20 protein-coding genes and 1 pseudogene are annotated in these 22,118 nt (G+C 69.2%); 5 read left to right on the forward strand and 16 right to left on the reverse strand.

Annotated elements, in window-relative coordinates; all coding sequences use genetic code 11:
• Positions 1 to 70: 70 nt before the first annotated feature.
• Complete coding sequence (locus AB0I94_RS08170) at positions 71 to 319, reverse strand: cupin domain-containing protein (protein ID WP_363308733.1); 249 nt, start codon at positions 317 to 319, stop codon at positions 71 to 73.
• A gap of 128 nt (positions 320 to 447) precedes the next feature.
• Between AB0I94_RS08170 and AB0I94_RS08175 the strand changes: the two genes are divergently transcribed.
• Positions 448 to 1,659 carry an NAD(P)/FAD-dependent oxidoreductase gene (locus AB0I94_RS08175; RefSeq protein ID WP_363308610.1) on the forward strand — a complete coding sequence of 404 codons (1,212 nt, stop codon included), beginning with the start codon at positions 448 to 450 and terminating at the stop codon, positions 1,657 to 1,659.
• On the opposite strand, the gene AB0I94_RS08180 is transcribed toward AB0I94_RS08175, so the two are convergent.
• From AB0I94_RS08180 to AB0I94_RS08205, 6 genes are all read right to left on the reverse strand, one after another.
• Entirely contained in the window at positions 1,542 to 2,984 is a 1,443-nt protein-coding gene (locus AB0I94_RS08180; RefSeq protein ID WP_363308611.1) for an FAD-binding oxidoreductase, read from the reverse strand. The genes AB0I94_RS08175 and AB0I94_RS08180 overlap by 118 nt on opposite strands.
• 51 nt (positions 2,985 to 3,035) lie before the next feature.
• Complete coding sequence (locus tag AB0I94_RS08185; protein WP_363308612.1) at positions 3,036 to 4,286, reverse strand: peptide synthetase; 1,251 nt, start codon at positions 4,284 to 4,286, stop codon at positions 3,036 to 3,038.
• Between the two features lie 39 nt (positions 4,287 to 4,325).
• Positions 4,326 to 5,060 (reverse strand): DUF3159 domain-containing protein, encoded by a 735-nt coding sequence (locus AB0I94_RS08190; protein WP_363308613.1) that lies wholly within the window; start codon positions 5,058 to 5,060, stop codon positions 4,326 to 4,328.
• A gap of 70 nt (positions 5,061 to 5,130) precedes the next feature.
• The gene (locus tag AB0I94_RS08195; protein ID WP_363308614.1) at positions 5,131 to 5,781 is read right to left on the reverse strand and encodes a GPP34 family phosphoprotein; all 651 of its coding nucleotides are present in this window, start codon (positions 5,779 to 5,781) and stop codon (positions 5,131 to 5,133) included.
• 310 nt (positions 5,782 to 6,091) lie between these two features.
• Positions 6,092 to 7,696, reverse strand: a complete 1,605-nt coding sequence (locus AB0I94_RS08200; protein ID WP_363308615.1) for an alpha/beta hydrolase — start codon at positions 7,694 to 7,696, stop codon at positions 6,092 to 6,094.
• A 114-nt stretch (positions 7,697 to 7,810) separates the two neighbouring features.
• On the reverse strand, positions 7,811 to 8,458 hold the full coding sequence (locus AB0I94_RS08205; protein WP_363308616.1) for a hypothetical protein: 648 nt from the start codon (positions 8,456 to 8,458) through the stop codon (positions 7,811 to 7,813).
• 127 nt (positions 8,459 to 8,585) lie between these two features.
• Between AB0I94_RS08205 and AB0I94_RS08210 the strand changes: the two genes are divergently transcribed.
• Both AB0I94_RS08210 and AB0I94_RS08215 read left to right on the forward strand, forming a co-directional pair.
• Positions 8,586 to 9,197, forward strand: coding sequence for a TetR/AcrR family transcriptional regulator (locus AB0I94_RS08210; RefSeq protein ID WP_363308617.1), 612 nt, complete (start codon positions 8,586 to 8,588; stop codon positions 9,195 to 9,197).
• Between the two features lie 237 nt (positions 9,198 to 9,434).
• Positions 9,435 to 10,175 (forward strand): MerR family transcriptional regulator, encoded by a 741-nt coding sequence (locus AB0I94_RS08215; RefSeq protein WP_363308618.1) that lies wholly within the window; start codon positions 9,435 to 9,437, stop codon positions 10,173 to 10,175.
• Positions 10,176 to 10,191: 16 nt separating this feature from the next.
• Here the strand turns inward: AB0I94_RS08215 and AB0I94_RS08220 are convergent, their stop codons facing one another.
• Complete coding sequence (locus AB0I94_RS08220) at positions 10,192 to 10,650, reverse strand: alpha/beta hydrolase (protein ID WP_363308619.1); 459 nt, start codon at positions 10,648 to 10,650, stop codon at positions 10,192 to 10,194.
• Between the two features lie 133 nt (positions 10,651 to 10,783).
• Here AB0I94_RS08220 and AB0I94_RS08225 point away from each other — a divergent pair, with 133 nt between their 5' ends.
• Positions 10,784 to 12,295, forward strand: coding sequence for a cellulase family glycosylhydrolase (locus AB0I94_RS08225; RefSeq protein ID WP_363308620.1), 1,512 nt, complete (start codon positions 10,784 to 10,786; stop codon positions 12,293 to 12,295).
• A gap of 182 nt (positions 12,296 to 12,477) precedes the next feature.
• Here AB0I94_RS08225 and AB0I94_RS08230 read toward each other — a convergent pair whose 3' ends face one another.
• The 8 genes and pseudogenes from AB0I94_RS08230 to AB0I94_RS08265 form a co-directional block, all read right to left on the reverse strand.
• On the reverse strand, positions 12,478 to 14,001 hold the full coding sequence (locus tag AB0I94_RS08230; protein ID WP_363308621.1) for an aldehyde dehydrogenase family protein: 1,524 nt from the start codon (positions 13,999 to 14,001) through the stop codon (positions 12,478 to 12,480).
• A 54-nt stretch (positions 14,002 to 14,055) separates the two neighbouring features.
• Complete coding sequence (locus tag AB0I94_RS08235; protein ID WP_363308622.1) at positions 14,056 to 15,369, reverse strand: GAF domain-containing protein; 1,314 nt, start codon at positions 15,367 to 15,369, stop codon at positions 14,056 to 14,058.
• A gap of 151 nt (positions 15,370 to 15,520) precedes the next feature.
• A complete protein-coding gene (locus AB0I94_RS08240) occupies positions 15,521 to 16,120 on the reverse strand; it encodes an N-acetylmuramoyl-L-alanine amidase (RefSeq protein WP_363308623.1) in 600 nt (199 codons plus the stop codon).
• Between the two features lie 86 nt (positions 16,121 to 16,206).
• A pseudogene (locus AB0I94_RS08245) lies at positions 16,207 to 16,315 on the reverse strand (acetamidase); the annotation flags it as partial.
• A 337-nt stretch (positions 16,316 to 16,652) separates the two neighbouring features.
• Positions 16,653 to 18,068 carry a tetratricopeptide repeat protein gene (locus tag AB0I94_RS08250; protein ID WP_363308624.1) on the reverse strand — a complete coding sequence of 472 codons (1,416 nt, stop codon included), beginning with the start codon at positions 18,066 to 18,068 and terminating at the stop codon, positions 16,653 to 16,655.
• 227 nt (positions 18,069 to 18,295) lie between these two features.
• The gene (locus tag AB0I94_RS08255; RefSeq protein WP_363308625.1) at positions 18,296 to 19,561 is read right to left on the reverse strand and encodes an MFS transporter; all 1,266 of its coding nucleotides are present in this window, start codon (positions 19,559 to 19,561) and stop codon (positions 18,296 to 18,298) included.
• The gene (locus tag AB0I94_RS08260) at positions 19,561 to 20,499 is read right to left on the reverse strand and encodes a MerR family transcriptional regulator (protein ID WP_363308626.1); all 939 of its coding nucleotides are present in this window, start codon (positions 20,497 to 20,499) and stop codon (positions 19,561 to 19,563) included. Before AB0I94_RS08260 ends, AB0I94_RS08255 begins: the two co-directional genes overlap by 1 nt.
• A 68-nt stretch (positions 20,500 to 20,567) precedes the next feature.
• The gene (locus AB0I94_RS08265; RefSeq protein ID WP_363308627.1) at positions 20,568 to 21,458 is read right to left on the reverse strand and encodes a LysR family transcriptional regulator; all 891 of its coding nucleotides are present in this window, start codon (positions 21,456 to 21,458) and stop codon (positions 20,568 to 20,570) included.
• Between the two features lie 148 nt (positions 21,459 to 21,606).
• On the opposite strand from AB0I94_RS08265, the gene AB0I94_RS08270 reads away from it, so the two are divergent.
• Positions 21,607 to 22,080, forward strand: a complete 474-nt coding sequence (locus tag AB0I94_RS08270; protein WP_363308628.1) for a cupin domain-containing protein — start codon at positions 21,607 to 21,609, stop codon at positions 22,078 to 22,080.
• The last annotated feature ends 38 nt before the right edge of the window (positions 22,081 to 22,118 follow it).

Raw genomic sequence — 22,118 nt, forward strand, 5'->3', positions numbered from 1 at the left:
CGCCCGCGGGCCCCGTGCACGGTGTCACCAGTCCGCAGTCGTCGGTCGGCACCGCCGCCCGCTCGCGGTCCTACCCGGGTCTCTCCTCCCAGGCCGTGACCACGCGCATCCGCTCGCCCTGGGCGCCGAAGAGACTCAGGAACTCGACGGGCTGCTCGCCGGCGTTGCCCAGCGCGTGGGGCAGCCGGGTGTCGAACTCTGTGGCCTCCCCGGCCGTCAGGACTCGCTGCTGCCGCAGTGTCCGCAGACGCCCCCCGACCGTACGCAGTACCTCCTCCGGTTCATTGCGGTTCGCACCCGCATCTTGCCAGGTCGGCAAGGTGGCTTGGGTTCCGACGACGGTCCGCCGGAAGATCACCGCCGAGCGAAAGGAACACCACGGAACACAAGCACCACACCGAGCGGCAGGCGGCCGACGGACAGAACGAACCGGTCCACGACGTCGTCGTGGTCGCAGGAGGCGCGGCAGGTCTGAACGCGGCGCTCACCCTGGGGCGCGCTCGCCGCACCGTACTGCTCGTCGACGCCGGACGACAGCGCAACGCTCCCGCCCGCAGCATGCACAACTACCTGGGCCACGAAGGCATCGCTCCCGCCGATTTCCTCGCTCTCGCGCAGGGTGAGGCCGCGCGCTGCGGAACGCGTACGGTCGAGGCATCGGTCGTTGCCGCGAAGCGTGCCGGGGACGGGCGCTTCGAGGTCGCTCTCGACAACGGCACCGTCGTGCGGGCGCGCCGCCTGCTCCTGGCCACCGGCCTGGTGGACGAACTCCCCGACGTGCCCGGGGTGGCCGAGCGTTGGGCACGGGAGGTGCTCCACTGCCCCTACTGCCATGGCTGGGAGGTACGAGACCAGGCGATCGGAGTACTGGCCACTGGCCCGGTCGGCGTCGAGCAGGCGCTGCTGTGGAGCCAGTGGAGCGATGACATCACCCTGTTCACGCACACCGGGCCGAAACTCGACGACACGGCGCGTGCACGTCTCGCTGCGAGGGACGTGCGCGTGGTGGAGGGCGAGGTGTCACGCCTCGACATAGGGGAGGACCGCCTGCGCGGTGTCGTGCTGGCCGACGGGCGGCGACCGGAGGTGAGCCACCTGGTGGTCGCTCCGCGTTTCAACGCCCGCCTGGAGGGACTGGCCGGCCTCCACGTCGAGACCACGGAGCTGCGGATCTTCGGGCAGGTCGCGGGCCGCCATGTGGTGACGACCCTGGCTAGCGACGTTGCCCGCCGCGTACACACCCGCGGTACTCGTCGCCCCCTGCGGGCGGGGTGGGACACGTTTCTCCGGGTCGGTGGAGGGCCAGTGGGAGCGGCCCTGCCCGATGTGCTGCGTCTCGTCGAGAGGTCCTTGACCTCGGATGACGCTCGTATCGGAGGTTTCTGCTGCGCTTCCGTAGTGGTGGCGCGAGTGTCCATCCCGGCCGTGCCTACCTCGGAGCCCGGGTGGTGGAGGAGCCAGGCCGTGGTGATACAGGCGATGCGGCGGTGCCGGACGGTGAGGATGCCACCGACGCGAAGAGTGGCGGTGCCGCCTTCGCCTCAGACGGGCGTGGAGTCGGTGTCGGCCTTCCCGAAGGGGAGTGGTGTGGCGGCGAAGACGGAATCCGGGTCGAACGCAGACTTCAGTGCCAGCAGGCGCTGGGTGTTCGGCCCGTAGGAGTTCGCAACCTGGTCGGGAGTCTCCGGCCCCAGGAAATTCACGTAGCCGCCCGGCAATGAGAACGGTTCGAGCGCCGCGTGAAGCTCTTCCAGCCAGCGCAGGTGGGGCGAGCTGCCGACGGCACGTCCTGCGTGGTCGTTGCTCTCGTCGCTCTCCCACAGGGAGATCAGCTCGACCATCAGGTGCGGTTCGCGCCGGCCGAAAGCCGTCGAGCCGAGAGGCGGGCGGGTGGCGGCACCATGGAACTGGTGCCACACGATCGCGGAGAACGGTGAGGTGAACTCCTGGGCGGCTCGGTCCAGGACGGTCGCGACGGAGCTGGAGACGCTCTGGACGGTTCGCGTGCGGATCGCGCCCATCCGCCCGGGTGGGAACATGGCGTCCGTCGCGGCCAGCGTCACGGAACGGGCGACAGGTCCCACCTCGGCGAGCACGGGTGTACCGAGCCCGGCCAGCGCACGGACCGGCCCGTTCTCGGCGTTCCCCACCTCGAGCTCCCCCGACCAGGTCGGCGCGACGTACACCGTCGGCTTGCCGTCCGGACCGGGAAGGAACCCCACGTCCACCGTCAGCTCGTCCGGACTGTCCTGAAGGATCCCACTGAGGTCGGCCAGGATGCCGGCGCTCTGGGCGATCGGGTACAAGATGGTTCCCGACACCACTGTCGGCACGGGGTGCAGACGGATCCGCGCCGAGGTCACGACACCGAAGTTGCCGCCGCCGCCGCGCAACGCCCAGAAGAGGTCCGGATCATGTTCGGCGTCGGTGTTCACCCGTGAACCGTCGGCCAGGACGACTTCGGCGCCGAGCAGGTTGTCGGCTGCGAGTCCGAACTGCCCGAGGAGGGGACCGTACCCGCCGCCGAGCGTGAGGCCGACCATTCCGACGGAGCCCGCCGTTCCGGTGACGGCGGTCAGGCCCGCCCGCTCGGCGGCCGAGACGACGTCGGACGAGAGCGCCCCGCCACCCACCGTCGCGCACCGGTTGTCGACGTCGATCCGAACTTCCCTCATGTCGGTCAGATCGAGAACCAGCCCCCCGGGACGGAACGCCCGGCCCCAGAAGTCGTGACCCCCGCCGCGCACGGACAGCGGTACCCCATGGTTACGAGACGCGCGTACTCCGGCCTGCACGTCAGCGGTGGTCGCGCACCGCACGACGACGGATGGGCGGATATCCACCGCCGCGTTGAACAGCGCCACGGCTCGTGCGTACTCCGGTCCGTCGGTGAGCACACGGTCCGGTGATATACGGGACCGCAGCTCGGTCAGCAAGGCGGTGCTGACTTCGTCGTGGGCGTCGGTACCGGCAGGTGTCTGCATGGTCACTCCTGTGTGTTGTGGTCGGAGATGGAGTTCGGTGCCCTGGATGGATCAGGAGGACGGCAGGTCGGGCTCGGCGCACTGCCGGGCGAGGACAGCGACCATGTCGGGCAGCAGAACGGCCACGGGGTCATGGGTCAGTTCCGTCATGCGCAGGCGTCCCCCGAAGGTGGCGACACCGAGGACGTGCTCGCCGCGCAGTTGAGTGGTCTGCGCCGGCCCCCACAGAGCGGTGAGACAGGTGCGGTCGTGTGCCGGCGTCCGCACCACCCCGAGGTTGGTGATCTGAATGTCGGCGGCGGTGGCGACGGTCATCATCGCCTCGGCCTCTTCGGGGGTGGCCGGCGGCTGTTGGGCCAGCGCCTCCGAGCCGGTCTTGAGTACCTGCGGTGCACGCCGGCGTGCCAGAGCCTCGTGATGATGCCGGGCCAGTTTCCAGAAATCTTCGGCCTGGGATGCCTCACTGGCGGTCCGTGCTCCCGCGAACCGGTTGGCGACGGCGTCGGGCAGACCTGCGGCACGGCGCAGGTCGACCGGGCTCAGCACCCTCACCCGGGGGCGGCCCGCGCGGTGGAAGACCGTGCAGGCGGCAGCGCACAGTGCGGCGTGCACGGAAACGCCCTCCGCGCGGCAGCGGGTCACGAGCCGTGCGGTCAGACCGCGTTGCAGTGCCAGGGCGGAGACGTGCGGTGCCCGTCCCGAGAACTGCGTCAGCTCACCGGGCGCGTTCATCAGCTCATCCGGGGGTGGGCCCACGGTGGGCGTCGCAGTGTCGAGAGCTCGCAGGAGGGTCTCCTGGGGTGGCGGTACATCCTGCTCCGGGATCGGCTCGGCGTCCTCCTCGTCGCCGTCGAGGGCGGCGACAAGGTCCGTTACCGCGCGCATGCCGCCGGTGCCGTCGGTGATCTGGTGGGCGAAGGTCAGCACGATGAAGCTGCCGGTCTCCGCGGGAATCAGTACGGCGCGTATCAGCGGGCCGGGCTCCGGCGCCATGGGGCGCGTCTGCTCGCCGGCGACAACCGCCTGCCAGGGGGTTCCCTCGGCAGCGGTTTCGATCCTGACCGGGCCTTCCGCCCAGCGGTATCGGGCCTGGGGAACTCGGCGGTCGACCGAGACGCGAAGCAGCGGGTGCAGTGCCTGCACACCCCGCAGCGCCCGCGCCAGCGTCTGCCGGGACACCTTCCGGTTGATCTCGGCGACCAGGGAGAACTGGACGGGGTTTCGGTGCATATAGAGATCGATGGTTCGCTCGAAGGCTCCGAGTTCCCTCACCGTCTCCGCGTGCGTATGGCTGATCGACATCCAGAGGCCCCTTCTTCGCTGAGGTGATATGACGGATCACTACCTGGACGCATCGTGGCGAGGCGGGAGTTCGGCCTCCTGCTGAGCGATCGTCTCGGCCGGTCGGCTGGGCACCAGGCGCTTCGACGTTGTGCGGAAGGCCCAGGCGACGACCAGCGCGGCCACCACGGTGAGGGGAGTGCCCATGGCTATCTTCGCGAAGGCGAGCCAGCCGGTGGCGTCGTGCACGTAGAGCCACTGCTTCACCACGAACCGGGCTCCGAGGACGATGGCCGCTGCGAGGGTGGCGATGTCGTGTGCCCGCAGAACCTGACGGTCCTCGCGCCAGGCGTGCGCGCCCCCGTGCAGGAGGTTCCACGCCACGCCGGTCAGGGGGCGGCGGAAGAGGACCGAACCGAAGGTGGCGAGGAAACCGGCGAAGGCCACCCAAATACCCAGCAGGAAGAAGTCCTTGGCGGAACCGGTGAGCGCGACGATGCCTGCCGCGACCAGAACGCCGGTCAGGCTGCCGGAGGCTGCGAGAAGACGTTCCCCGCGCACCAGCCGGGCCAGGGTGAGCACCGCACCGGTCGTGACGGCCGCGATCACGGCCGCCTTCGTCGACAGCAGAGCGAGTGCGATCACGAACACCACGACCGGGACGGTCGAGTGGACGAAGCCCGCCGCGCCGCCCATGGACTCGAGCATGGGCGGCCGCGGGGCGGGAGGCGGCGTGTTCCCGGGGTTCCTGCCGTCGGTCGAGGAGGGGCCGTGCTCGCCTTGGGGATGGGACATCGATCACTCCTGATCACGTGGTGCGGTTGCGGCTTTCCTGGGGCGTTTCTCGTCGCGGTGGCACTTCGATTCAGGCGCTCCAGCCGCCTCCCACGGCCCGGCTCGCGAGATAGGAGTCGCGCAGCGCCTTGCGAAGGCCGGGTACGAAGGCGTCGAACCGCGCCGCATGCGCAGTGAGGCCGGCCTTGTGGGCCCGGCGGTCTTCCTTGCTCCACACGGTGGCCAGTTCCAGCTCCACGGCCAGGACGGCCATGGCGAGTTCGTCTGTCAGGTCCTCGGCGGGAGGGTTGTCGAAGACGGTCGCGCGCACCCGGTCCTGGAGAGCGCGCACCAGGTCCGGTTGCACCACGGAGACCCGGTCGATGGAGATGGCCCCCAGCTTCTTCTCCCGCGTCATGACGACATCCCCGGAGGCGAGCAACTGGTCGCGAATTGGTGTCTCGGCGGTGTGGGCCTTGTTGTGCAGGAACTTGAGCCAGCCCCTGGGCTTGTCCTCAGGCAGGTCGTACCAGACTGCGGTGGTGAACGGGTCCTTCGGCGGGTTGCCGGGGAGTCGCCGGACCTTCCCCCCGGTGGCGTCCAGCAATCCGTCGCGGGCCAGCTCGGTCATCGCTCCGGCCCGTAATAGTTGGCCGCGCCCCTGAATGTTGTCGAGCTGGAACTTCTCCTTCTTGACGGTGTAGCAGAGCAGGTACAGCTTCTGGGCGAGAGTCATGGGCATGGTGGTTCACCTATAAGTCAGTCGTTGCAGGGTGGGGGGATTCTTGTGCCGCGGAAAGAAACAGCAGGCAAGTTTCCCCCTCACCTTTCACCTGCAGTCTTCCCCAAATCGCTTTTATGGCATAGAAGACGCAGACGGCTAGGCGTTCACCACTCCGGTGTATGTCAGTGAGCGAATTCCCTGCTGCTTTTGCCTTCTGTTGTGACTACTACCTTCGGTTCGAGCCGTGAAACTGGTGACGTTACGGCACACTTCTGTGCACCACCGGAAAATGGACATGTCGTGCGACCACCCTGAGACCGGCTGCGACTCAACGGTTCGCGGAGACAAGGGGGCGGGTGGTGGCGGGCGTGTCCGTCTTGCATACGGTGCCGTCGGCGGGGTGGGTGCCGTAGATGAGGGCGGCGTCAACTGCCCTGTCGACACACGAGTTGGTGCCGTAGGAGCCGTGTCCGACTCCCTCACGCGTGAGCAGGACCGCGGAGTCCAGGGTTCGCGTCATGTTCTCGGCCCAGTGGTGGGGGGTGACCGGATCCAGCCGGCCCGCGACCACCAGTGCCGGGGGCGTACCAGCGCCTGTGAGCGGCTTGGTGACGCGGTCCTTGTTCGGCGCTGGCCACCGGGCGCAGTTCAGGGCGGAGTAGGCGGCCCGGGTCCCGACACGCCTGGCCTCAGCAATGGCCTTGGTGGCTGCGGTCTTGTGCGCGGCGATGCCGGCCGGGGTATGCCAGTCGGCGCAGCGTACTGCGGTGTGGGCTTCGAACATCGCGGTAGGAACCGGGAAGGGGGACACCGTGACGCTGTTCCACAGTGTGTACAGGGGCGCGCCGTTGCCGTCCTGGGCGGCCAGCAGAGCCGAGGTCAGCAACGGCCAGGTGTGCTGGTCGCCGGCCAGGGCTCGGGTGGCCTCGAGGGCCATGGCGCCGTCGAGTTCACCGCCCGGGGTGGCGCCCTTGGCGGGTGCGATCTCCAGTGGCTTCGCTTCCAGCGTGTCGATCAGTTCGTCGAACGCCGCCTGGGGGTCGCCCGCTCCGAACGGGCACACCGCGGTCCCTTCGGTGCGGCAGGTCTTGAACCAGGCGTTGAGGGTCCGTTCGCTTGCAACGGCGACGTCGTGCTGGAAGGGGAGGGAGTTGCCGAACCACTGGTTGGTGTCGACGGGCGCGTCGAGCACCATCTGGCGGACGCGGTGAGGGAACAGGGTGGCGTACATCGGGCCGACCACGGTGCCGTAGGACAAGCCGTAGTACGTGATCTTGTTCGCGCCGAGCGCGGAGCGAACCTGGTCGATGTCGCGGGCCACGTTGTCGGTGGACAGGCCGGCCAGGAACGCCTTGCTCTGGTGTCTGACGCAGCCGTCGGTGAACGCGGCGGCATCGCTCAGCAGTCGCGGCAGGGGTTTGCCCCCGGGTACGGCCGGGTCGAAGGCGGTGCCGACGGCGTCGGATCGTTGTTTGTCTGTCAGGCAGCGAACGGCCTGTGATCCGCCGACGCCGCGCGGGTCCATCGCGATGATGTCGAATCTGGCGAGCACCGCGGGGGAGAAGGCGCCAGGAGTGCCGGCTGTTCTGGGCAGATTGCGCAGTGCTTCGGTGGCGGGAACTCCGGGCCCGCCCGGGTTGAAGATCAGGCTGCCGATGCGGTGGTCGGGGTCAGTGGCCCGGTGGCGCATGACCGCGAGCGGGATCTGCGTGCCATCGGGCTCGGTGTATTCCTGCGGCACCTTGATCGTGCCGCATTCGAGGTTCTTCCCGCACGTGCTCCAAGTGAGCGGGTCCGGAGACGGGGCGGAGGCCGACGTGGCCCCTGCGGAGGTGCTGCGCGGCCCCGAGGCGCCGGACGAACACCCGGTCAGGACGAGGAGCGCTGCGGTGAACGCCGCCCCGTACCGGGGTCTTGGCTTCAACCGGGTCATGCTGATCTTCCTTTCGCCGTACGCGTGCCACTCCCTGCGGCCGGGCCATGCCGGTCGTGCAGGAAGCCGGCCGTAGGGGGGTTGATGTGGTCACGCCTTCCTTGCTTCGTGGGGTCAGTGACCGGCCGCGTCGAGCAGAGAGGAGTACCGCAGGCGGAGCGCGCGCTCCATGCTGGCCAGAACGGCCCCGACCCCCAGTACGAGGTTCAGCCAGATCGGCAGGTGCATCGGTGATTCGAACGTTCCGACCCGCTGCGCGACGGGGGGAATCTGAGAGACGGGTTCAGCGAGCTGTAGCAGGTTCAGGCCCACACCGATGACAAGCAGCAACACCGACCCGATGCCGATCGCCCGGCTCAGGTCCGGATGGCGGGCGCCGAAGCGCGCCCGCCGTCCCTCCGCCGAGGCCGGGTCGGGCGTGAGCTGACGCGGCTGTCCGCCCGAGGGGCGGTAGTGGCAGCGCCTGATGCCGTAGTTGCTCATCGCCACCTCGATGACACCCCCGTCGACAGGGAAGACCGCGGGCAATTTCGACTCGGCCACATGCCTGCCGTCCAGGAACAGGTGCGCCCGGATCCTGCTGTTGTCCAACCGCGCCCAGTGCCGTACGTCGACGGCGTGCAGGCGGGATGGCCCATCAACCCGGGAAAGTCGTAAGCAGAACAGGGAGCGCAGGGGGAGCTGCCACCAGCGGAACCGCTGGAGCTCCCTGCCGTCTCCCGGCTTGAGGCGCTTCGATGCCGCCCACTGCTTCCAGGTCATGCCCCGCCCCTTCTGCGCACATCGGCCGCACCTCACTAGTACAGCGTGTTAGAGAAACGCTAGCACACTGTACTAGTACGGCGTGCTAGTACAGTGAGGGGCTGGTAGAAGCGAAGGAGAGCGGAGCATGGACACCCGCGAGAAGATCCTCCAGGCCGCTGCGGAGATGATCAGCGAGGACATGGCGGCGAAGCTGAGCGTGCGAGCGGTCGCAGCGCGTGCGGGAGTGAGCACCGGCTCGCTGAGGTTCCACTTCCCCACCCAGCGTGCCCTGCAGGACAGCTTGCTCGCGCGGATCTACGAACACCTGCTGCCCGGCGACCCAATCCGGGACCGGACACTGCCGCCCCGCGAACGGCTGCTGAACTGCCTGCGGCAGGTTCTCGCACCGCTCGGCACCAACGAGGACGCGCGAACCGCGTGGGGCACGATCTACCGGGCCTTCATCGAACCCGAGCCGACCGAACAGGTACGCGCCGCATACCTCGGCCATGAGCGGGAGGCGGAGCGCCGGATCGAACACTGGCTGACCGTGCTCGCCGAGGAAGGCGCGCTATCCCCGGGAGACCACACCCGCAACGTCAGGTTCCTTCTCACCGTCCTCAACGGGCTCTCGGTCGAACGCGCCCTGCCCACCCGCGAATCCGTCCTCATCGCCGAGATCGAGACCCTCGACGCCGCCGTCGACCACGTCCTCTCCACCGGCCCCGCACCACCCGCCGGGCCGACTCGACCGTGAACCGAACCAACCACCCCTCTCCACCGGTTCCACCCGACTCTCCACCGGTTCCACCGACGGGTAGGGGCGCGAGCGGAGCGTGCGGTAGTGCGACGTCCGCCGGGACCTTCCCTCAGCTCAACGGCCTGCTGCGGGAGCACGCTCTCCCCTGCGCGGGCCTGCCGTTGCGTCATGGTTTTCAATGGCCCCACGGCGCGACCGCGCCGACTGCACCGGACGGTGAGGGAGACATCGATCATGGCGTGGAGCACCCGGGAGATGGCGGAGCTGGCCGGCACCAGCCTCAGGGCCGTACGGCATTACCACGCCATCGGCCTGCTCGACGAGCCGGAGCGCCGCTCCAACGGGTACAAGCAGTACGGCGTCCAACATCTCGTCCGACTCCTCCGGATCAAGCGCCTCGCCGCTCTGGGGTTCTCCCTCTCCCAGATCGCGGACATGTGTGACGGCCCGGATTCCGACCCGGACCCACGTGATCTACGGGCTCTCGACGAGGAGTTGGCCGCCACCATCGAACGTCTGCAACACGCCCGCGCCGAGGTCGGCGCCCTCATGCGCAGAAAGGCCACGACCGATCTTCCCCTCCGCCTCGCCTCCCTGGACGAGACAGCAGAGCTCCCTGACCCCGACCGCTCTTTCGTCACTGTCCTCGGTACGGTCCTCGGCCCCAGTGGGCTGGACGCCTACGCGGACTTGCTCCATGAGGAGCCGCAGCCGGTGGCACGCGCATTCGACGAGCTTCCCGCCGATGCGGACGAGCAGGCACGCCAGAGTCTCGCTGAGCGTCTCGTGCCTTACGTCCGAGGTCTCCGGGCCAAGCATCCCGGGCTGAGCGACCTCGCCTCGGACGCTCCGCGCGGCCGGCAGCACACCGCTCGCACCATCGGCACAGCCATTACCGATCTCTACAATCCGGCCCAGGTCGACGTGATGCGGCGTCTCCACACCCTTCTGTCCGATGCGGGCGACCCACGTTGACGGCCTCCGGGGAAGGTCAGTCCGCGCGGCAGAACGTGTCCTTCGCGGGCATCTCGCCCTCCACGAGGTAGCGCGTGGCGGTGTTCAGCGCGCAGGAGTTGTTGCCCAGGACGTACCCGCCGTGCCCGCTGTCGTCGACGCTGACCAGCCGTGCCCGGTCGCCGAATTTCTCGCGCAGCATCTTCCCGCCCCGGTGCGGGGTCGACGCGTCCCGCCGGTCCTGCAGGAGCAGCACGTTGCGGAGGCCCTCGGCGTCGATCTTCACCGGCGGTTCGGCGGGGGTGTGCGGCCAGAAGGCGCACGGTGTGATGTCGGCGGTGGCGGCGCCGTACAGCGGGTAGCGTTCGCGGTCATCGGCGCACCCCGGCGCCCGGCCACCGACCCGCGCCCCCCGGTGGCCGCTTCTCCCGCCTGGCGCGCCCGCTGTAACAGTTCCAAGCTCGGTCGGCTGGAGTGAGCTTGGTGGCGCCTTCATCGAGGCGGTGGGAGATTCCCGGCCGCCCGCGTCGTCACTTCGCTGGCCTGTGCAAGCGTTTCTTGATACGTACGGTGCGTGCCGAGCGGACACACGTACGTGACCGCGCGTCCCCGAGTGCCGGAGGTCCGTCATGGGCAAGCGTTTCACGCGGCAGCACCTCGGCCCGGTGGCCCTGATCGCCCTCATCGCCACCGCCCTGCTGGGCGCGGGCCTGGCTCCGGCCGCTTCGGGGGCAGTGGAGAGTGGGCGCCCCGGCACCGATTCCGGCGCCGTCACGGGGGCCACTTCCGGCAGCGGGTCCGCGACCGCCCCCACCGCCGACGGTATACCTCGCCTCACTGACGCCCGCGGACGCACACTCACCCTGCGCGGCTGGAACGTCGAGGACAAGATCCACCACGGCCCGGACGCCCTCAGCGCGATCACCGAGCGGCACTTCGCCGACTTGCGGGCCCACGGCTTCAACTTCGCCCGCCTGCTGGTCTTCTGGGACGACCTGGAGCCGCGGCGCGGGCGCTACAGCGAGTCGTACCTGCGCAAGGTCCGACGCATCCTCGACTGGGCGCACGAGCACGGTGTCCACGTCGTCATCGACGCCCACCAGGACGTGTTCGGGCCCGCGTTCGGCCACCGCGGGTTTCCGGCGTGGGCGACGCGGACCGACGGGCTGCCGTTCACTCCGCACCCCGGCGACTGGTTCGCCGAGTACTTCGAACCCGCCGTCCAGCGCGCCTTCACCCATCTCTACGAGGACGCGGACCTGCGGCGCGCGCAGGCTCGCATGTGGCGCCTGCTGGCGGACCGCTTCGGCGGGCACCCCGCGGTGTTCGGCTACGACCTGATCAACGAGCCGATGGGGGAACTGCGCGCGGGTGAGGACCTGGCGAGTGCCGCACGCCGCATCGAGGCGACGCAGCTCACTCCGATGTACCGCCGCCTGGCCGCCGCCATCCGCACCCGGGACCGCTCGAACCACCTGTTCATCGAGCCGACCCCGATCGTCGGCGAAGGCGTGCCCACCGGCCTGGGCCGCATCCCCGACGAACGCGTCGTCTACGCCCCGCACTTCTACAACACCACGATGGAGGCGGGCGCCGACTACGACCCGGCGGCCGGCTGGATCACGGCGTACGAGAACGCCGTCACCGCATACCCGCGCGAGCACTCGGTTCCCGTCGTGGTGGGAGAGTGGGGCCCGCTGAACAGCGGCCTGCCGAACATGCGCCGCTTTCACGACGACGCGCTCGCCTCCTTCACCCGCTACTCCTCGGGCTGGGCCGCCTACGTCTGGTGCTACGGCGGCGGCTACTGCGCCCTCGACCGCGACGGCCGCTTCCGTACGAACAAGGAGCGCACTGTCACGCCGTACGCCCCGGCGGTCGCGGGCACCGTGCGCGCCGACACCCACGACCCGGCCCGCGCGACGTACCGCCTCGCCTACCGGTCGACTCGCCGTCCCGGCACCACCGTGTTGTCCCTGCCGCCGAACACCACCGGCTGGCGGATCGAGGTGTCGGGCCGCACGGCACACCCCAGCGCCCGAAATGTGCCGCCTGGGCAGGCACGACAGGTGCGCGTGTGGGCGTCCGACGGAACGGAGGTGCAGGTGACGGTGCGGCCGGGCTCCGGCCGCCGGGGCTGAGACCCGGGGCGTCCTACTAGACCCCGAGTCTTATGGCGTGATCATTCGTTGAACGGTGCATGACAGACCTGGTTCAGCACAGGTCGATCATCGACTTGAGGCAGCCTGTTGCTTACTCAGAGTGACTCCGGTGTCGGGCTGCCTGGAGCGTAGCGGCGCCTCCAGGCAGCCGACTTGAGGCTCTAGAAGAAGCCGAGTTTCTTCGGGCTGTATGAACAAAGAACGTTCTTCGTCTGCTGGTAGTGCTCCAGCATCATCTTGTGCGTCTCGCGCCCGATGCCGGACTGCTTGTAGCCGCCGAACGCCGCGTGTGCGGGGTACGCGTGGTAGCAGTTCGTCCAGACGCGGCCCGCCTGGATCGCGCGGCCCGCGCGGTAGGCGGTGTTCATGTCGCGCGTCCATACTCCGGCGCCCAGGCCGTACAGCGTGTCGTTGGCGGTCTTGATCGCGTCGTCGAAGTCGCTGAACGACGCGACCGAGACGACCGGGCCGAAGATCTCCTCCTGGAAGATCCGCATGCGGTTGTCGCCCTCGAAGATCGTCGGCTGGACGTAGTAGCCGCCGGCCAATTCGCCGTCGTACGTGATGCGCTGACCGCCGGTCAGTACCTTCGCGCCCTCCTGCTGGCCGATGTCCAGGTAGGACAGGATCTTCTCCAGCTGGTCGTTGGAGGCCTGGGCCCCGATCATCGTGTCGGTGTCCAGCGGGTGACCCGGCACGATCTGCTCGGTGCGGGCGACGGCCGCTTCCATGAACTCGCTGTAGTGACCCCGCTGGACGAGAGCGCGCGACGGGCAGGTGCACACCTCGCCGTTGTTGAGGGCGAACATCGTGAAGCCCTCGAGCGCCTTGTCACGGAAGTCGTCGTTGGCGGCCCACACGTCGTCGAAGAAGATGTTCGGCGACTTCCCGCCCAGCTCCAACGTCACCGGCTTGATGTTCTCCGAGGCGTACTGCATGATCAACCGCCCTGTCGTGGTCTCACCGGTGAAGGCGACCTTCGCGACGCGCGGGCTGGAGGCGAGAGGCTTGCCCGCCTCGACGCCGAACCCGTTGAGGATGTTGACGACACCCGGCGGCAGCAGATCGGCGACCAGGCTCATCCAGTAATGGATGGACGCCGGGGTCTGCTCAGCGGGCTTGAGGACGACCGCGTTGCCCGCCGCGAGAGCCGGCGCGAGCTTCCATGTCGCCATCAGGATGGGGAAGTTCCACGGAATGATCTGCGCGACGACACCGAGCGGCTCATGGAAGTGGTACGCGATGGTGTCCTCGTCCACCTCGCTCAGTGACCCCTCCTGCGCACGGATGACCCCAGCGAAGTAGCGGAAGTGGTCGATGGCGAGCGGGATGTCGGCGGCCAGCGTCTCGCGCACCGGCTTGCCGTTCTCCCAGCTTTCCGCCACCGCGAGCTGTTCGAGGTTCGCCTCCATGCGGTCGGCGATCTTGCGCAGTACGTCGGCTCGTTCGGTGGCGGAGGTGCGGCCCCACGCGGGCGCGGCGGCATGCGCGGCGTCCAGGGCACGCTCTACGTCCTCGGCCGTGCCGCGGGCGATCTCGGTGAAGGGCTGACCGTTGATCGGGCTCGGGTTCTCGAAGTACTGGCCGCGGGCGGGCGGGACGTACTCGCCGCCGATGAAGTGGTCGTAGCGGGCCTGGTAGGAGACAACTGCGCCGTCGGTGCCTGGCGCTGCGTAACGGGTCATCTTGCTGGCCTCCCGGGGAAGGCTGCCCGCCGTTGGGCAGCTCTCGCCCGGAGGCTAGGAGGGCGGACGTTGCAGGTACGTTGCGGTAGTGGCCGGTGGATTCAGCCCTCCCTGTCTCGCGTCGCTCAACTCCGCGTCCAGCTCCCGGAGTCGGGCCAGCACCGGTGGCGTCGGCCGTACCTGCGCCAGCGCTTGCCACACCGGCAGGTCGTCCACACCCCACGGGGAGTGCACCCAGTCCGCCAAAAGGTCCGGGTCGCGGCGTGCGACGAGTGCGGCCCGCAGTTGATCGGCGAGCCTGCGCCGCAGCCGGGACACGGCAGGCGCCTGCGAGGCGGGCAGCAGCGGACCCGCGTACGCGGCGGCGGCCGCCGTGACAGCCCCCGAGCCGAGCCTTCGCTCGACGGCATCGACATCCGACTCGACCGGCACGGAAAGCCTGTACGGGCGCGACCTCAGCAACTCCGGCCCCAGAAGTCGCCGCAGCCGCGCCAACTCGGCCCGCAGCGTCACCGGCGTCACCGACTCGTCCTCGTACAGCGCGCACAACAACTCATCGCCGGTCAGCCCCTCCGGATGGTGGGCCAGCAGCACGAGGATCTCGCTGTGCCTGCGGCTCAGCCGCACCTTGCGTCCGCCCGTCAGCAGCAGCGCCTCGTCCCGTCCGAGCGCGGTGAGGACCACGGAGTCCCTGCTCTCCACCGGCGGTGACAGCAGTGCCAGTTGTGACTCAGCCGCCCGAGCGACCGCCTGCACGAAGGCAAGACTGTGCGGATGCGCGAGGCCGTCGCCGCCCGTGATGTCCACCGCTCCGAGCAGCCGCCCGGTCCGCGGATCGTGCACCGGGGCCGCCGCGCACGTCCACGGCTGGACACGCCGGATGAAGTGCTCGGCCGCGAAGACCTGCACCGGCCGATCCACCGCCACCGCCGTCCCCGGAGCGTTCGTCCCCATCGCTGACTCCGCCCACCGTGCACCGGGCACGAAGTTCATCTGCCCCGCCTTCTGCCGGGTCGCGGAATGACCCTCGACCCAGAGCAGCCTGCCGTGCGCGTCGCACACCGCGAGGAGATGCTCACCGTCCATCGCGAACGTGCCCATCAGCTCACGGAACAGCGGCATGACCCCGGCCAGCGGATGCTCGGCGCGATACGAACCGAGGTCCCCGCCGGTGAGCTCCACCGCCGCGCCGGTGTCCTCCGGACTGACCCTGGCCCTGGCCGAGCGGCGCCACGACTCGGCCACCACGGAACGCACCGGTCGCGTGAGTGTCCCCGCCTCGGTGAACCTCTCGTGAGCGCGCCGCAACACCCGCACCCGCTCGGCAGGATCGGCGCCGGCTTCCAGGGCCACCCATGGTTCGGACAACTCGGCCTCCCGGGACGGCGATGAGTGCTGCCATCGTCGCCCCGCGAGCGTGCCCCGACAAGCGCTGCGGCAAGTGCCCTGACGAGCGCCTCGACATCCACCGCGGAATGCGCCGAAGCCTCGACGCCCACCGCGGAGTGAGCCGCCGCCGTCAGGTGAAGTTGACCAGACGGATGTAGCGCGTCCAGTCCCAGTGCGGTCCTGGATCGGTGTGATCGGCGCCGGGCACTTCGACGTGCCCGATGATGTGCTCGCGGTCCTTGGGGATGTCGTACATATCGCAGATGGCCGAGGTCAGCAGCGCGGATTGCTCGTACATCGCGTCGGTGAAGTACTTCGGCTGATCCACCCACCCTTCGTGCTCGATGCCGATGCTTCGGGTGTTGTAGTCCCAGTTGCCCGCATGCCAGCCGACATTGCGTTCGCGCACGCACTGGGCGATGTGCCCGTCCTTGGAGCGCACCACATAGTGGGCCGACACCTTCTTCGCCGAGTTCTGGAAGATGGCGAGCGTGTCGGCGTAGGTCTCCTGGGTGACGTGGACGATCACGTAGTCGACGGGGTAGGTGCTGGGGCGGTTGGCGGCCGTGTAGTTGAAGCTGCTTGCCGGAACCCATTCGGCGAGCGGATAGTCGACCGCCCGAGGCCGGGCCGTGGCGCGGGTGGCGGGGAGGAGCGCGCCGGGGACGGCTGCCAGGGCCGCACCCTGCAACAGCCTGCGCCTACTGGGAAAGCGTCTTGCTCGATCCATGGCCGGCCTGCCTCTCGTGGGGGGAACAGCTGAACTTACTCAGTGGGGCAGCAGCATGGCCGTCTCTCGCAGCCGCGCGTGCAGCCGAGGTCGAGCACCGTACCGGGAGCGATCCGCCACGGGCGGCGCGCCGCCGAACGTCCAGGCGTACTCGTCGGGTTGGGGCCGCACGGTCAGGATCCGAGGCTGGTTCATGGCTGGGCTGCTCTCCTCTGTCGCTCCGGGGGGAATTCGTGGGCCTTGTGCGGCCCGACGGCCCCGCGATGCGGCCCATGACGAATTGCTCGCGACACCTGAATCCCCCGATCCGCGTGAACACGAAACCGCCGCCGGGGCGATGGTGTTCCGCGTCAATTACGTTACGGGCAGGGATGGTTGAGGCGGAAGGGTGTGGTCTAAATCTGTGTACAGCATCGTGATTGTGGATAACACGGTCACTCTTGAGGGTGAGGAGTTGGAGGGGGGAAGGGTGCCTGAGGCTGCCGGGGGGTGCCTGAGGGAGGCAAGTCCGTCTCCGCCCGGGCTGCCCGCCTCACCCCAAAGCAGCCGCGCCCATGGCGGCCTGTTCCTCCGCACGGGTGCGGGCGGACTCCGCCTGAGCCGTGTCGCCGAGCCGGTCGGCCAGCCGTGCGCGAGCCCGCCAGTTGTAGGGACAGATGGGACGCAGATTGCTGCGTTCGCTGAGCAAGGTGCGGGCCAGGTCGTGCCGGCCGGAGCGGATGGCCGCCTCCACGAGCGTGCGCTGGATGGCGTCGCGCTGGGCGTGGCTGCCGCCGAAGGAGTTGAGGTGGTGGCGGATCGGGGTGAGCAGCTCGACCGCGCGGGCGTACCGCCGTTGCCGGTAGGCGATGAGGGCGCGGCACACCGGGATGCCGATCTCGCGTGTCATCGCGTGGTTGGACACAACGGGGTCGGTCCGGGCGAGCCAGTGCTCGCGGTCCTTCACCAGCCGCTCAGCTGCGGAAAGCCGCCCTGCCCCTACATACGCCATCACGGCATGGACGTCGTTGAACGCGTAGTAGGCGCCGTCCTCGCGCCCGGCCCATGCCTGGGCGAGCACGGTCCAGCGGGACTCGACGTCGATGTCCGCGAGTAGCAGCCGCCACAACAGGGCCGAGGCGTCCAGCAGTTCCATGGCGACGGGCTGCGACGTCTCGTTGTGGAGGGTGCTGTCGTAGACGCCGAGGACGCGTTCGATGCTCCCCGCCTCCAGTGCGTACAAGGCGTAATGCCACGTGTTGTGCACGGACAGATAGTTGCCGTCGGCCCAGTCCTCGGTCCGAGCATCCAGATAACGGATGCCCTCGCCGAACAGTCCTCGCATCTCGTACGTGTGGACGACCGCATGGATGCCCCACACATCCCGTGGGTGACGTTCGACCGCCCGCAGTCCGATCTCCTCGGCGTGGCCGTGGTGCCCGGCTTCTTCGAGCCCGAAGGCGTACATCCCCAGCAGCGGCCCGAAGTGCGGGTCGTCGCCGTCCCATGCGGTGAGCACGCCACCGACCCGGTCACGCAGCCGCTGCGCGTCCCCGGTGAAGAAGTCGATCTGGTGACCGACGGCCAGGGCGAGGGCGTCGCGGGGGAACTCGGTACTGATCTCGCCGAGGATCTCTCCGGCCCGCAGCATCTCCCCGCCCAGCCAGCTCTCGGCAGCCGCCGCGTGCATCGTCTCGCGTGGCGAGAGCCCGGCAGGATCGACTGCGGCTCGGAAGGTGCTGAAGGAACGCCGGGCAGCGGCCGCGTCCTTCTCCTCGGTGCCGAGAAGCCCGAGGTAGGCAGCAAAGACATGCGCCATCGCCGAATCCGGAGAGTCCGCCACCATCGCCTGTACTTCGTCGGCTACTTCGGCACGGAAGAACAGCAGCGCGTCGAGTGCTCGCTCGTAGTGGCGCGCGGCTTCGTCGCTGGTGCCACTCAGGACGTGGGCATGCCGGTCCATTTCCATCGCTGTCCCCTATCCAGGCGGCTCTGTCCGGTCCGTCCAGTTGCGATTCAGCCTATTCGCCCCATTGGGCCCTTTCGGTCCATCCGGTCGGTTCATTCAGTTCAGAGAGTTCACACGGTTCAGTCTCGCGATTCTGCCCTCGGGGTTCGAGGGTGATGCTCGGTTCACCCGAACGACGTCTGGACGCACCGCGTCACAACGGTGCTGTCTGTGGACCCGTCACAGCTTCAGCCGCGCTTCGACGTACGCGTGTTCCAACCGAGCACCGCGGCCAGCAAGACGACCGCAGGCAACAGCAACAGCGCGGCGCGGCTGCCCCCATCTGCGGCGATGTGTGCGAACACCGCCGCGCCCACCGCACCGCCGACCATGTCGAAGCTGCTCAGCCAGGACATCGTCTCGGTGACGGGCCCCTCGGGCGCGAGGTCGCCGCCGGTCGTGCGCAGCGCCGCGAAGGTGCAGCCGATCGCAAGGCCGGCCAGCGGGCAGACCAGGAGTACGGCATGAGGCGACAGCCCGGTGGCGAGCGTCAGTCCGCCGGTCCCTGCCGCGAATACGCAGAGCAGTACGGAGACCTTGGGGCCGCGTGACAGGAGGTTCGGTACGGCGCCCAGAACGAGGCTGCCCAGCACGCTGCCGACGGACAGTATCCCTAGATACAGGCCGGTGAACCCGGCCGCGTGGTGCTGCCTTGCGTAGATCGGCAGCACCACGTCCACCGCGGTCACCGCCGTGACGAAGAGAGCCTCAGCGGCCAGCAGGCGCCGTAGGGGAGCGGATGCCAGCGGGCCGAGCCGATGCCCGGACCGAGCGGGGCGTGATGGCGGGCCCGGCACGTTGATCAGGAGGCCGACGGAAGCGACCGTCAGCAGCGCCGCGACTGCGAACGGCGCGACCGGCGAGACCGACAGACTCAGCCAACTGGCGAGCACAGGTCCGGTGATCAGTGCGGCGCCCGTCATCGACGAGTCGAGAGCCATCGCCGTGGTGGTCAAATCGCCGTACAGGGGGCTGCCCTCGGGGCCGTGCCAGGCCGAGCGCATCATGACGGCGACGGGAGGAGTGCTGGCGCCCGTGGCCGCGGCGAGTGCGAGGACCGCGACGATGGACCCGCCGCCGCACACCACCAGGACCAGCAAGGGAGTGGCCGTCAGGTACATGGCCAGAAGGCTCAGCAGGACCGGCCGCGGTGCATGCCGGTCGATGAGCCGCCCGCGCAGGGGACCGGTGGCCCCTTGGCCGACTGCCAAGGCGCTCACCGCAAGGCCCGCGGTCCCGTAGGAGTGGCTCCTGCCGACCAGGAGCAGCAGACTCAGGGAGACCATGCTGGGCGGCAGCTTCGACACGATGCCGACCGTGGCGAGTCGCCAGGAGCCGGGTACGTCCATCAGGTCCCGGTAGCTGGAGAGGAAACGCCGGGGCGTTGCCTCGGTCGGCTCGGTCGGCTCGGTGGGGTCGGTGGGGTCGGCGCGGACCGTGCTCGCCCGGCCCACTAGCGAGGCAGTCGAGCACGTAGGGCCCGGACGGTCCAGTCGAGCACCGGGGACAGGCTCTCGGGGGCGGGCCACCCGTTGATGACCGCGAGCAGCAGCAAGTAGCGATCCCGCCGGGGGTCGTCCATGGTCTCCAGGCGGGACACCAAACGTCGGCGCAGGGTGGTGTCGTCGGGGTGTCCGAGAATGTGCGCGTAGTGGGCCGCGAGCGCCGTGACGATCGGCTCGGCATCGGGCGCTGCCGGCTCGACCCCTGCCGCCAGGGCCGGGATGACCTGCGAGCGGACAGCAGTGGCGAGGATGCGTGGCAGGCCGGTGCTGCCGTCCGGGGCGCGGTCGGTCGCCAGATCTCTGGCCATGCCCTGCATCGTGGAGCGGAACCCCTGATCCTGGAACAGCTCGGCCAGTTCCACCCAAGCCTCGACCTGCTCGGCCTCGGGGCTTTCCGGCAGTTCGGGCGTCAGGGAGCGGGCCACCGCCGCGAAGGCGGGGTGGTCGCCCAGGCCGTCGAAGACGGCACCCAGGAAGTCGTCGATCAGACGACGGCGTTCGTTCTCGGAGAGCTTGGCCAGCTTGTGCATGAGATCCAACTCCTCAGGGGTGGAGCCGCGCTTGGCCACTGCCGTCAGGACCGCGCGTCGCAGGCGCAGCACTCGGATCTGCACCTCCAGCGCGTCCGCATGCGCCGAGGCCACCTCGGGGAGAGACACCTCCCGGTCCACGACCTTCCGGATGGTGGGAAGGTCAAGACCCAGGTCGCGCAAGGTGCGTACGAGGCCGAGGCGGGCGACGGCGTCGGTGCCGTACAGGCGGTAGCCGGCCGGGCTGCGGTCGGCGGGCGGCACGATCCCCGCGTCGGAGTAGAACCGGACGGTCTTGACCGTCAGCCCGGTCCGCCGAGCCAGATCACCGATCGAGTAGAGCGTGTCGCCGTTCATGGCCCCACCTTCATGTCTCCCCCTGGTGGAGACTCAAGTCCCGCAGACCCAGAGACAGGGCCCAGTACTTACTGCGCACGCGTGGCCTTGAAGGCGTCGAGCAGATGTTGCGTCCCGGGGGACAGCGGCCCAGGCCGCACGGCAAGGCTGACGGCCGAGCGCGCGCCGAGCAGCGGCCGGAAGGCGACACGCCCGGCTGGGGGGAGATCCCCCACAAGGTCGAAGACGGTCCAGGACGGCGCGCCGCTCGCCGAGTCCGTGGCGATCGCCGTCAGAGTCTCCTGCAAGGTGGTGAAGTGCGGGCCGGCAGGCACATCGGTGCCCGAGGCACGCATCAATCCCGTCATCAGATCGTAAAACGCCGGGTTGCGGTCCCGTGGCGCCAACCGCAGCGGCAGACCCGCGAGATCGCCCGGCTCGAAACGGGGCAAGGCCGCCAGCGGATGAGCGGCGGGCAGCGCGACGATCAAAGGATCGTCCCAGACCGGCATCACCGAAAGTCCCGGCAGCGGACCGCCGCCCCGGACGAGAGCAGCATCCAGTTCTCCGCTCCGTAGTGCCTCGATACGCCGCTCACGGGTCTCCTGGAGCAACCGGACCCGAAGCGCCGGGGCCCGTTCAGCCAGCACGTCGAGCGTCGGATGCACGCGCTCAGCGAACGCCCGGGCAGTGCCGAGTCGCAACACGCCCTCCGTGCCGGAGACGGTCTGGGCGGCCACGTGCTTCACCCGGGCAGCGGCCGCGAGCGCGGTCCGCGCCTCCGGCAGCAACCGCTCACCTGCCGCGGTAAGCCCCACGCGGCGGGTGGTCCGGTCGAAGAGGCGCAGGCCCAACTCCCTCTCCAGACGGGCGACCTGTTGGCTCACGGAGGCCTGTACGACGTGCAGCCGCCCGGCGGCCCGGCCGAAGCCGCCCTCGTCCGCCACCGCCACGAAGTACTCGAGCTGCCGAAGCTCCACGGTGGTCGCGCCCCTCCCGTATCGACTCCACATGAGCGCATTCATCGGCTCAAGTGATCACTGCCTTCATGAACAGCTTCTTGGACGCGCTGTGTTCCCGCGATGGACTGGTGCTCTCGAGCACTCACAGCGATAGAAGGAGTACGACGTGTCCCGCAATCCGCACGCCCTGGTCGTTCACGCGCAAGACGCGGAGGAAGTGGCCCTGCCCGGAGGCGGTCGATTCCGATTGCTGGAAGACAGCCGCGCGACCGGCGGACTGCTGGGGGCCAACCGGCTTGCCCTGCCCGCCGGCGCCGACGGCACGCGCCCGCATCACCATCGCTTGTCGACCGAGCTCTTCCATGTGCTCGACGGCACCATGGAGTTCCTGCTCGACGGCGTACTGACGGCTGTGGACAAGGGCGGTCTCGTCGTGGTGCCGCCGGGTACAGCGCACGCCTTCGGAGCGTCGGCCGACGGCCCGGCGGAGTTCTTCGCCGTGCTCACTCCGGGAATCGAACGGTTCGCGTACTTCCGGCAGTTGGGCCGCATCGCACGAGGCGAGGCGGGGTGGGACAGCATGGACGAGCTGCACGACACGTACGACGTGCACTTCGTCGGGGGAGCACAGTGGCGTTGACACGGATGCGGTCCGGGAGAAATCGGGCCACAAGGAGC

The sequence above is a fragment of the Streptomyces sp. NPDC050147 genome, assembly GCF_040660195.1.
GTDB lineage: Bacteria > Actinomycetota > Actinomycetes > Streptomycetales > Streptomycetaceae > Streptomyces.

What these genes read in the sequence shown, in the direction of transcription:
- AB0I94_RS08180 (WP_363308611.1), bottom strand. Translation starts at nt 2,984, where the DNA reads ATGCAGACACCTGCCGGTACCGACGCCCACGACGAAGTCAGCACCGCC.
- AB0I94_RS08185 (WP_363308612.1), bottom strand. Translation starts at nt 4,286, where the DNA reads ATGTCGATCAGCCATACGCACGCGGAGACGGTGAGGGAACTCGGAGCC.
- AB0I94_RS08190 (WP_363308613.1), bottom strand. Translation starts at nt 5,060, where the DNA reads ATGTCCCATCCCCAAGGCGAGCACGGCCCCTCCTCGACCGACGGCAGG.
- AB0I94_RS08195 (WP_363308614.1), bottom strand. Translation starts at nt 5,781, where the DNA reads ATGCCCATGACTCTCGCCCAGAAGCTGTACCTGCTCTGCTACACCGTC.
- AB0I94_RS08200 (WP_363308615.1), bottom strand. Translation starts at nt 7,696, where the DNA reads ATGACCCGGTTGAAGCCAAGACCCCGGTACGGGGCGGCGTTCACCGCA.
- AB0I94_RS08205 (WP_363308616.1), bottom strand. Translation starts at nt 8,458, where the DNA reads ATGACCTGGAAGCAGTGGGCGGCATCGAAGCGCCTCAAGCCGGGAGAC.
- AB0I94_RS08210 (WP_363308617.1), top strand. Translation starts at nt 8,586, where the DNA reads ATGGACACCCGCGAGAAGATCCTCCAGGCCGCTGCGGAGATGATCAGC.
- AB0I94_RS08215 (WP_363308618.1), top strand. Translation starts at nt 9,435, where the DNA reads ATGGCGTGGAGCACCCGGGAGATGGCGGAGCTGGCCGGCACCAGCCTC.
- AB0I94_RS08220 (WP_363308619.1), bottom strand. Translation starts at nt 10,650, where the DNA reads ATGAAGGCGCCACCAAGCTCACTCCAGCCGACCGAGCTTGGAACTGTT.
- AB0I94_RS08225 (WP_363308620.1), top strand. Translation starts at nt 10,784, where the DNA reads ATGGGCAAGCGTTTCACGCGGCAGCACCTCGGCCCGGTGGCCCTGATC.
- AB0I94_RS08230 (WP_363308621.1), bottom strand. Translation starts at nt 14,001, where the DNA reads ATGACCCGTTACGCAGCGCCAGGCACCGACGGCGCAGTTGTCTCCTAC.
- AB0I94_RS08240 (WP_363308623.1), bottom strand. Translation starts at nt 16,120, where the DNA reads ATGGATCGAGCAAGACGCTTTCCCAGTAGGCGCAGGCTGTTGCAGGGT.
- AB0I94_RS08250 (WP_363308624.1), bottom strand. Translation starts at nt 18,068, where the DNA reads ATGGAAATGGACCGGCATGCCCACGTCCTGAGTGGCACCAGCGACGAA.
- AB0I94_RS08260 (WP_363308626.1), bottom strand. Translation starts at nt 20,499, where the DNA reads ATGAACGGCGACACGCTCTACTCGATCGGTGATCTGGCTCGGCGGACC.